This window comes from Thermoproteus sp. CP80 (assembly GCF_002077075.2).
Classification (GTDB): domain Archaea; phylum Thermoproteota; class Thermoprotei; order Thermoproteales; family Thermoproteaceae; genus Thermoproteus.
Genome location: NZ_LCWM02000011.1, coordinates 18,926 through 28,291 on the forward strand (window position 1 = coordinate 18,926; position 9,366 = coordinate 28,291).

7 protein-coding genes are annotated in these 9,366 nt (G+C 63.7%); 6 read left to right on the top strand and 1 reads right to left on the bottom strand.

Going from position 1 to position 9,366, the window contains the following annotated elements; all coding sequences use genetic code 11:
* The first annotated feature begins 151 nt into the window (after positions 1-151).
* The 4 genes from B7L68_RS03555 to B7L68_RS03570 all read left to right on the top strand — a co-directional run bounded on the left by B7L68_RS03555 (position 152) and on the right by B7L68_RS03570 (position 5,291).
* Complete coding sequence (locus B7L68_RS03555; RefSeq protein ID WP_081246318.1) at positions 152-3,424, top strand: PaRep2b protein; 3,273 nt, start codon at positions 152-154, stop codon at positions 3,422-3,424.
* A 381-nt stretch (positions 3,425-3,805) separates the two neighbouring features.
* On the top strand, positions 3,806-4,555 hold the full coding sequence (locus B7L68_RS03560; RefSeq protein WP_238136309.1) for an ATPase, T2SS/T4P/T4SS family: 750 nt from the start codon (positions 3,806-3,808) through the stop codon (positions 4,553-4,555).
* Positions 4,552-4,764, top strand: coding sequence for a type II/IV secretion system protein (locus B7L68_RS03565; RefSeq protein WP_081246320.1), 213 nt, complete (start codon positions 4,552-4,554; stop codon positions 4,762-4,764). The genes B7L68_RS03560 and B7L68_RS03565 overlap by 4 nt, the downstream gene beginning before the upstream one ends.
* Positions 4,761-5,291, top strand: coding sequence for a secretion system protein (locus B7L68_RS03570; protein WP_081246321.1), 531 nt, complete (start codon positions 4,761-4,763; stop codon positions 5,289-5,291). Before B7L68_RS03565 ends, B7L68_RS03570 begins: the two co-directional genes overlap by 4 nt.
* Before the next feature lie 211 nt (positions 5,292-5,502).
* Here the strand turns inward: B7L68_RS03570 and B7L68_RS03575 are convergent, their stop codons facing one another.
* Positions 5,503-5,943 (bottom strand): HAD family acid phosphatase, encoded by a 441-nt coding sequence (locus tag B7L68_RS03575; protein ID WP_081246322.1) that lies wholly within the window; start codon positions 5,941-5,943, stop codon positions 5,503-5,505.
* Positions 5,944-5,984: 41 nt separating this feature from the next.
* On the opposite strand from B7L68_RS03575, the gene B7L68_RS03580 reads away from it, so the two are divergent.
* Positions 5,985-8,726, top strand: a complete 2,742-nt coding sequence (locus B7L68_RS03580) for a DEAD/DEAH box helicase (protein ID WP_081246323.1) — start codon at positions 5,985-5,987, stop codon at positions 8,724-8,726.
* 413 nt (positions 8,727-9,139) lie between these two features.
* Positions 9,140-9,366 (top strand): hypothetical protein (locus tag B7L68_RS03585; protein ID WP_081246324.1); only part of this gene is annotated, 227 nt, incomplete at its 3' end.

A 9,366-nucleotide genomic window follows, 5' to 3' on the forward strand; every position in this document is an offset into this window, starting at 1 on the left:
CCTTTACGCCGATCTCGGTCCTGCTCACCAGCCTGAGGGGTGCCGCGCGGATGCGCGCCAGCTGGACGCGCCGCAGGCGCGCCACTCGGGGCCGGTATCGACCACGCTATCAGCCGCACGGCGAAGGAGCTTTTCGAGGGGGCCAGGAGCCGTGGAGGGGCCGGCGGAGCTCTTCGTCGAAGCAATAACGAGGGTTCTGGCTTGGGTAGACGCCCACAAGGCGTATCTGTTCCTGACTGCCGCGGTTGCGGCCGGGCTGGTGGCGGCCTCCGCCGCCATGGGCCTGTGGGGCCTCATCGAGCTGGGCAGGCTGGCCCACGCGGCCTCCTTGATGCCCTTCGCCGCCTTCGGCGGGGTCGAGCGCTCTAGGGAGGAGGCGTTTAGGCTACTTAAAGGGGCGCCGGATCCCTACGGGAAGTTCCTTGAGGTGGCTAAGGCGGCGAACGCCGGGAGGATAGGGCTGGCGGAGCCCTGGGAGTCGCTGAGGAGGCTGATAGCGCCGAGGCCGTCCGAGGAGAGGGGGCTTATGCGTGGAGGGGGCGCCGGGCTCTACGGCAGATACGCCGCGGACGAGAGGATGAGGAGGGCCCTCTTCTACGCGGCGCTGGCCCTTGAGGAGGCCTTCGGCATCTACAGGTCTGCGTTAGGAGAGGTCGCGGCGGGGCTCGAGGAGACAGTGAAGAGGGTGGAGGTCGGTGAGGGGCCGTTCAAGAGGGCCGTGTACGTGCCCGACCTCGGGAGGCTGGAGCGGCTGGCCGAGGAAGAGGAGGCCTTCGAGAAGGCCTTGAGGGTCCTCAGGGAGAGGCTCAACGAGTACGCGGTCAAGCACGATCTGGGGGACCTCCTGGACGTCGATGAGGGCAAGGCGAGGAGGCTGGCTGAGGCGAAGGTAGCGGAGCTCTCCAAGTTCAGCGGCGTGAGCCTCGGCGTGAAGGCCTACGCGGCGCTTCTGGCCTATAGGGAGTACGCGCTGGGCAGGAGGGGCGCATACGGCGCGGCGGCTAGGTACTGGCTCGAGGGGGGCGGGTCGGCCTGGCTCCTCTACTACGCGCCGAGGACGGCGTACGACAAGGCCGAGAGGGCCAAGGCGGAGAGGCCCGCGGCGGTGGAGGGTATGATCGCCGAGACCCTTCGCCGCCTGTTCTTGAAGCCAGGCGCCGACTACTACCGCAACTTCGTCGAGCTTCTGGGGAGCGGCGGGCTGGCGCTGATTGAGGAGGAGAAAACCGACACGTCCCTCGTGTTTAGGCTCCTCAAGCCCGAGGGGGGCGGCAGGCTCGCCGAGCTTGAGGGCGTGAGGCTGAGGATTGTAAAGGTGGGAGAGGAGGCGGGCATAGTCTACGACCTGATGCTCGACGCGAGGTGGCGGGGGCTCTTTAATCAAGAGCTCGAGATGGTGAAGAAGGTGGCGGAGGAGCTTAAAGAGCGCTGGCCCGTCGAGGACCCCTTCGCCTACATGGCGGGCTGGCCTGCCTCAGACGTGGCGATAAGCAGAAAGGGAAACGAGAGGGCGTTGGAGATGTCCACCTCCCACCTGTGGCAGCTGGCCGAGACCCACGCCCTGTTCGGCTGGTCCCGCGTCGCAGTGCCCGGCGTGAGCTTGACCCTTGAGGGGCCTAAGCCGCAGTTCCACGCATACACCTCTCTCGAGAGTCTCGACGAGGCCGTCAGGAGGAGCGCGGAGGGCGGATGGCTCAAGAGGCTGGGCATCGAGGCGAGGAGCTGGGACGAGCTGAAGCGGCAGGTTGCCGAGCGCTGGGACGGGGTGGTGGAGGCCGCCGTGAGGCGTCTGGGCGGAGATGCGCGGGAGGAGCTAGAGGCGCTGAAGGGTAGGCTGAACGACGACAAGGTGGCTAGGGAGGCCGTTGCGCCTGCCCTCCTGCTTATACAGGCTGAGAAGCTGGGCGTGAATGAGGAATCCCTGAGGTACTTCGCCGCGGTGGTCTCCGGGGCCGTAGGCGGGGATGGATACGTGTCCGCGGCGATGAAGGGGGTCGGCCTGGCCAGCGGCGAGCGCGGAATCGCGTTGCTCTGGGGGGCCGCCTTTAGGGCCTACGGCATAAAGGCGGAGGTGAGGGGCGCCAGGAATGCGTTCGAAGTCGTCGCGTCCGGCGATGATGCCATCAGGCTGGCCCGCCTCTACTTCCTCTACGGGCCTCCCCTGCTGGAGGGGAGTGACGAAAGGGTTATCAGCCACAAGCTGGAGAGGGCCGTGGAGCTTGGAGCAAAGGGGGCCCTCAACATCCGCTGGGAGGGGCTGAGGAGGAGGACCGAGGACGGCCCCGTCGCCGCGGATTTGACAATATCGGAGGGAGACGTCGAGGTGAAGTACAACGTATATCTGCGCAGAGATGCGATCGTGCTCGAATTCGTCTCGACGGACCGGGGCCGCGCCGAGCTCGCGGCCCGCCTCCTAAGGCGGGCGGGCGTCGGCGCGGAGGTGAAGAAGGTGGGCGGTAGAGGCGTGTGGCAAGTCTGGACCACCACCGACAAGCTTGCGGCCGGCCGCAAGGAGCTTAGGGACGCCCTCGCCGAGATCGTCGAGGAGGCCCTCGCGAAGGGCTGGGTGGACGCGGGCAAGGCGGAGCGCTGGCTGGAGAAGCTGGAGAGCGGGCGCGTGCTGAGGGAGGACTGGCCGAAGTACCACGTGGGGCTGAACGAGGGCGCGCTTGAGGTCAAATATCAATCCACCAACCTCGGCAACATAGAGCGGGAGGTCAAGCGGCTTAGGGCCATGGGCCTCGTGGAGGACATACACTTCACGGTGAAGATGCCGGATGGCGGGAAGGCGGGCTACGTGTACATCCTCAGGGAGGGCTTTGAGCGCGCCGCCTGGCTTTCAGTCCACGGCTCCGGCGACCAACAGAAACTTGCGGCGGACTTCGTAGACCTCATACTGAAGAGGGCCGAGAAGGAGGGCGGCGCCGTGTACAAAAAGGCCCTGGAGGTCGTGAGGAGGGGCAGGGAGGTGGGCTCCCTAAAGCTGGAGGGCTTCGAGAAGGAGGTTGGGGGCCGCCTGGTGAAGGTAATAGGCGGAGGGGCCCAGCCCGAGAGGAGCAATAGCGGCAAGACGTTGCTGAGGATTAAGATAACGGCTGAGGTCGGCGGCGTCAGGGGCGTCTATGAGATTACCTTCGGCAGGCGCGGAGCCGGCAACGCGGCTAAGGGCCACGCCATAGCCAGAGCGGACGCCCCCGGCGGCAGGGAGGCGGACGCCGAGAGGCTCTCGGCGCTGGTGGAGGCCCTCACGGGAAAGAAGCCGAGGGTGCGCCGCATGGGCAACAGGATAGTGGCGGAATGCGGCAGAGAGCACCTGGAGGGCTTCATGCGCTACGCCGAGCTCGCGGAGGCCATAGCGAAATGGCTCGAGGAGACAAGCCGCCGGCAGGGCGGCTCTGAAGGACAAAGAGCCGATAACGATTAATACAGCTCCTCGAACCGCTACATGTTAACAAATTGCAGATATGGCTTCATCCTCGGAGCGTTCCTCGCCTACCGTCTTGCCGTGAAGCCGCCCAGCAACCCATCTGCGGGGGCGCCATGAGCGCGCCGCGCGGGCTTGGGTTCCGTATCGAGCAGTGCCCCGGCATACCCGTCGAGGAGTACGGCGTGGAGGGCGCCAGGGTGACCATCCATAAGTTCGAGGACGGCTTCTGCTACCAGGACGTCGCGCAATCCGCCGTATGTCTCGGTACGCGTCCAGCCGCCGGAGCCCATATCCCCCACCAGGCTCATCAAGAACAAGACCATCACCGCGCTGGGGCTCGCCTACCTCTGGTATCTGCTCGAGAACCTCAAGTCCATAATGATTATAGGCGGCACGGGCTCCGGAAAGACCACGTTGCTCAACGCACTGCTGGTGCTGCTCCCCCACAAGCGCATCGCAGTGGCCGAGGAGACCCCGGAGATACGCCTCCCCAGGAGCTTCACCAACTCAGTCCTTCTGTTCACCTCGCCTCTCTACGACTACCAGAAGAATCTCCCGGGCTCCGAGTCCGCCATATATCTGATAGACTTGGTCCGCTATCTGTTGCGCGCCAGGCCCGACCTGGTGGTGATAGGCGAGAGCCGCGGCCGCGAGATACATGAACTGATCCAAGGGATCTTGACCGGCCACGGCGGCGCGACTACCTTCCACGCCGAGGATCTGGTGGAGGCCCTCATGAGGATGACCGGCGAGGCCATGGGCGTCTCGGCCGAGCATATATCCGCCTTCAGCTCCATCGCCGTCGTCAGGAAGTTCGACTGGGGCAGGCGCGTCACGTCGCTCACCGAGGTGGTCTGGCTCAGGGCCTATCCCTACCCGGCGCTGAACAGAATAAAGATAAAGGAGGAGGAGTTCGGCCTTGTGGAGATAGGCAGCTACGACCGCGCCAGAGATACCTTCACAATAGACCTCAAGCGTTCGTTCTGGCTACAGAGACTGGGCGGCGTGGAGGAGGTCACGGCGCGCGCCGAGCTTCTGCAGGCGCTGACCGACAAAGGCGTGCTCGACGCCGAGGCGGTGGCGGAGGCCGTCAGACAGTACTATAGACTCAAGCGGAAGATGCCGTGATACTCTACGGAACGCCCGAGGAGCTCCTGAAGGCAATAGAGGAAGAAGCGGCGAAGCTGCTTTCCCTCAGAGGGAAGGATCCTCATCTGGATAAATATATAAATAATAAGCTAAATATATTGAAGCAATGTCGAGATAAGATTAAGGAATCTGCTGTAAATTACTTACAAATAGTAGCTATATCTACATGCCACGTTATTGAGCTATGAACGACCTCTACCTGGCCCTGTTGATCGCGTTGTTCACCGCCCTGGGCGGCTACTTGATACGCGATCTCCAGGCCCTCGCCCTGTTCGTCGGGCTGTCCGCGGTGGCCGCGTTCCTCATGTCGTTTCTCTTCAACGCCCCCGGCGCGGTCCTAGGCCTCGCGGGGCTTGTGGTAGCCGGCGTGAAGATACTGCGCGCCCCCAAGGTGGCGGCCCGCGCCAGGCGGCTGGTGCGCACCTACAGGTCCAGGAGGAGGCTTGAGGAGCTGAGCGAGATGGCGCGTAGCCTCTCCCGGGTGCATATAGTCGACGTAGTGCCCGCCGGCTCGCGGCGGGCCATCCACGCCAAGGTGATCCAGCTGATGGATATCGCCGATAGGGCGGCGCAGCAGGGATATCGCGTCGACGAGCCGCAGTGGCTTAAGGATATCAGACTGTACAGGAGGCTCCTCGGCTCCGAGTTCTCGTCCGACGAAACGACAATAGTCAGCGACGTCGAGGTATTCACCCTCGAGGAGCTGTCGCCGTAGCCGCAGCGGACGGCGCCCTCTGCTCTCCTCCCAGAGCCCCCATCGGGACGGGCTCCTCCGCTCGGGCTTAGGGCACGCCCGGCGCAGGGACGGGCCATGCCTGGGAATCCTTGACGGACGCACGATGCAGGCAGAGGCAAGGGATGCCGTACCCCGCTGGGCCCGTCTCGGCGACTACAGGCGAGGCGTTGGTGCCGGGGCTGAAGTGGGACTAGTAGGCTAGCACCGCGTCTATCCCTATGGCGTTTAGGGCCTTCGCCGTCTCCGCGTTGTCGTCGAAGTGGGCCCAGATCCTCACCCCGCTCTTTATGAGCCTCGCGATGGCGTCGGCCTTATATAGATGGTCCTGTCTGTGGTCGCCTTGGGGTCTCATGTAGAGCTCGTCGAAGGGGACTCCGTAGGACCTCAGCTGGGCCTCGGTGCAGCGCCTCATGTATTCGGGCCTTCCGGTGACCACCACTACCCTGTGTCCTCTCCCGTGTAGACGCGCGGCCAGATCTATATAGCGGCTCTTGGGCAGATCCAAGGCCAGCTTCCCGCAGTCTAGGAAGCAGCTCCAGTCCACCGAGCCGCCGTTTAGGCATATGGACAGGCGCCGGGAGGCGTCGACCAGCACCCCATCCACGTCGAAGGACACGGCGCCGATGGCCATGCCTTGGCCTAAGGTATTTATTATTTATCGTTTGGGGCCACGTGGCCTTCCGTCTATTGAGGCGAGATCTGCAGGAGGCTATAGAGGCTCTGGGCTATAGGGAGCCCACCCCAGTACAGGAGGCGGCTATCCCGGCCGTGCTGTCGGGAGCCCACGTGCTGATAGTGGCCCCGACGGGCACCGGCAAGACCGAGGCGGCCGTGTTGCCGGTCCTATCCAAAATGCTCGACGAGGGCCTCAAGAGCTGCATCCAGGCCCTGTACATAGCCCCCCTCAGGGCCCTCAACAGAGATCTGCTGAGGAGGTTGACTGCCGTCGCCGACATGGTCGGGGTGAGGATGGAGGCGAGGCACGGCGATACCGCCGAGGCGGCTAGGCGCAGGATCTACAGATCGCCCCCCCATATGCTTATAACGACCCCCGAGTCCCTACAGATAGTCCTCCTCAACAGATCCTTGAGGGGTTCGTTGAGGTGCGTGCGGCACGTGGTGGTGGACGAGGTGCACGAGCTCGTCGGCAGCAAGCGGGGGGTCCAGCTGGCCCTCGGCCTTGAGAGGCTTGTGGAGCTCGCGGGGGAGTTCCAGAGGATCGGCCTATCGGCGACTGTCGGCGACGTCGGGCTCGTCGCGGGCTTCCTGGGCGGCTCCGGGCGCGACGTCAAGATCGTCGACGTGTCGGCCGCGAAACGCTACGAGGTGGAGGTCGTCGCCCCTACTCCCTCCGAGGAGGACTACGCCTCGGCGGAGAAGTACGACGTGACTCCGGAGACCCTCGCCCGCTTGAAGTACGTGGCGGATCTGGCGAGGGGCGAGCGGGGGAGCGTCCTTGTGTTCGCCAACACCAGGGACGGGGCCGAGTTCCTGGCGGCGAAGCTGAGGGCTCTGCTGGGCGGAGGCGTGGAGGTGCACCACTCCTCCCTGGCCAGAGATCACAGGCTTTCGGTCGAGGAGAGGCTTAAGTCGGGCGAGCTCAAGGTGGTGATCGCCACGTCGAGCCTGGAGCTGGGCATAGATATCGGCAGCATAGGGCTGGTGGTTCAGTACGGCTCGCCTAGGCAGGTGGTCAGGCTGGTGCAGAGGGTGGGGAGGGGAGGACATAGGCTCGACGCCGTCTCTAGGGGCGTCGTCGTGGCGTCCGATCTCGAGGACTACCTGGAGGCGGAGGCGATAGCCGAGAGGGCCTTAAGGAGAGAGCTGGAGAGGGCCGTGGAGTACCACGAGGCCGCTCTAGACGTCCTGCTGCACCAAGTGGTGGGCATGGCGCTGGAGGCCAGGCTTGACGGAAGGCCCATCTCCTTCGACGATATTTTGAGGATAGCGAGGAGGGCCCACCCGTACGCGGGCCTTACGGCAGACGACTTGAGGCTGGTCCTCGACTTCGCCCAGAGGCACGGCCTCCTCGACCAGCTCAGGCCCAGGAAGGGCTCCATAAAGTACTACTTCGAGAACGTATCGACCATACCTGATGAGAAGAGGTATAGAGCCGTCGACCAATCCGCCGGGAGGGTCGTCGGGGAGCTGGACAGAGAGTTCGTCTTCACGGTTGGGCCGGGGACGAAGATAATTCTCGCAGGCAGGGCGTGGACCATCTCCAAGATCGAGGGCGACGCCGTTTTTCTCTACCCGGAGCTGGATCTTGCGGGAGCTCTGCCGGGGTGGATAGGCGAGGAGATCCCGGTGCCCAGAGAGATAGCCGAGGACGTCTGTAGGCGCAGGGCCGCGGCGCTGAGGGAAGCCCTCAGGGGAGGCTACGCGGGTATCGCCGACGTCGAGGGGCTGGCCGAGGAGGACGTGCCCACGCCGGACGTCGTGAGGATACACCTATTCGGAAGGTTTGCGGTCGTCCATACGTGCCTCGGGTCCAAGGGCAACGAGGCCCTCGGGATGTACCTATCCCACCACCTATCCTATATGGGGCCCATAGGCTACAGGTCGGATCCCTACAGAGTCCTGTTGATCCACAGGGAGCCCATCATGCAGAAACCTCTCGTTGAGGCCTTCCATAGGGATGATATATATGTCCAGAAAACCTTGGTGAATGCCGTAAAAGCTTCTCGGATGTTCAAATATAGATTTTTACAGGTAGCACAAAGGGTCGGTCTTCTGTCAAGAGACGCCGAGGAGATCCCGCCGAAGCTTGTGGAGGCCTATATCGACGATCTGCCGGGCATAGAGGCGGCCAACGAGATATTCGTGGAGCGGCTCGACCTGAGGGCCCTCCTGGACCTAATAGACGGCGTCAGGTCCGGCCGATACAAGATAGAGGTCAAGAGGTATGCCGGCCCCACGGCGGTCGATAAGCCGCTGCTGGAGGAGGCGCTACGCGTGGACTTCACCTACAGGGGGCTGTCCCAGGAGGCCGTGAGGGACCTAGCCCGCAGGAGGATATTGAACAGAGAGGTCGCCCTGCTGTGTCTCAACTGCGGCTGGACCTTCAGGGGAAAGGCATACCTCCTCCCCGAGAGGATAAATTGCCCTAGGTGCGGCGTCGGCGCCGTGGCCGTCGTCAAGGGCGGTCTGGAGAGAGCCCTGGAGATATGGAGCAAGTTCAAGGCTAGACGCAAGCTGGATAGAGAGGAGGCCAAGGAGCTCGACGAGCTGAGGCGAAGCGCGTCGATAGTTTTGGAGCACGGCAAGGTGGGCGTGTTGGTGCAGCTCGCGCACGGAGTCGGGCCCAAGACCGCCGTCAAGATACTCAACAGGCTGGCGGCCGGCGACGATCTGTGGAGCGCCATAATAGACGCCGAGAGGCAATACGCCGCCACAAGGGCATTCTGGGATTGAGCTCCGCCTAAGAGGCGCGTCTATCTTCAGCCTCTTTGCGGCTTGATGCGGTATGTAGCCGCGCCGGCGGCTCTGGCGGTCGGTCGACGTACAGCCGATATGCGGCGAGCCAGGCGCCGCCCAGACCCATCTCTCCCGCAGGAGGGCTTCGTCCGCCTAGCCCTCCAGCCCTACTCGCAGCCGGGGCCCTTGGGGAGCGCCTCTCGAGGGCCCGCTGCCGTACATATCCGGACGGCCTCCTGTGTGTCGATGCGCAAAACGGAGAACGCAGAGAGCACAAAATATAGAGGGCTTCGCCCGCTACGCCGAACTGTACGACCATAGCGAAGCGGTTCAAGGAGACAAGCCGCCGGTAGGGCGACTCTGAAGGACAAAGAGCCGATAACGATTAATACAGCTCCTCGAGCCGTCGCGTGATAACAATCTATAGGGATGAGCGCGGCGAAAACGCGGCGAGGGTTATCGACCTCGGCGACTTGAGGGTCGTCTCCATGGACGTATTCGTCGAGGGAGTTGAGGCCACGGGGGACTTCAAGGTCCTGGAGGTGGCCGGAAGATATCGGATCTACATAAAGGCCGGGGACGCGCCGGAGGGCAAGGCCGAGTTCGTCGTCTACGACAACGGGTCCCGCAGACAGTT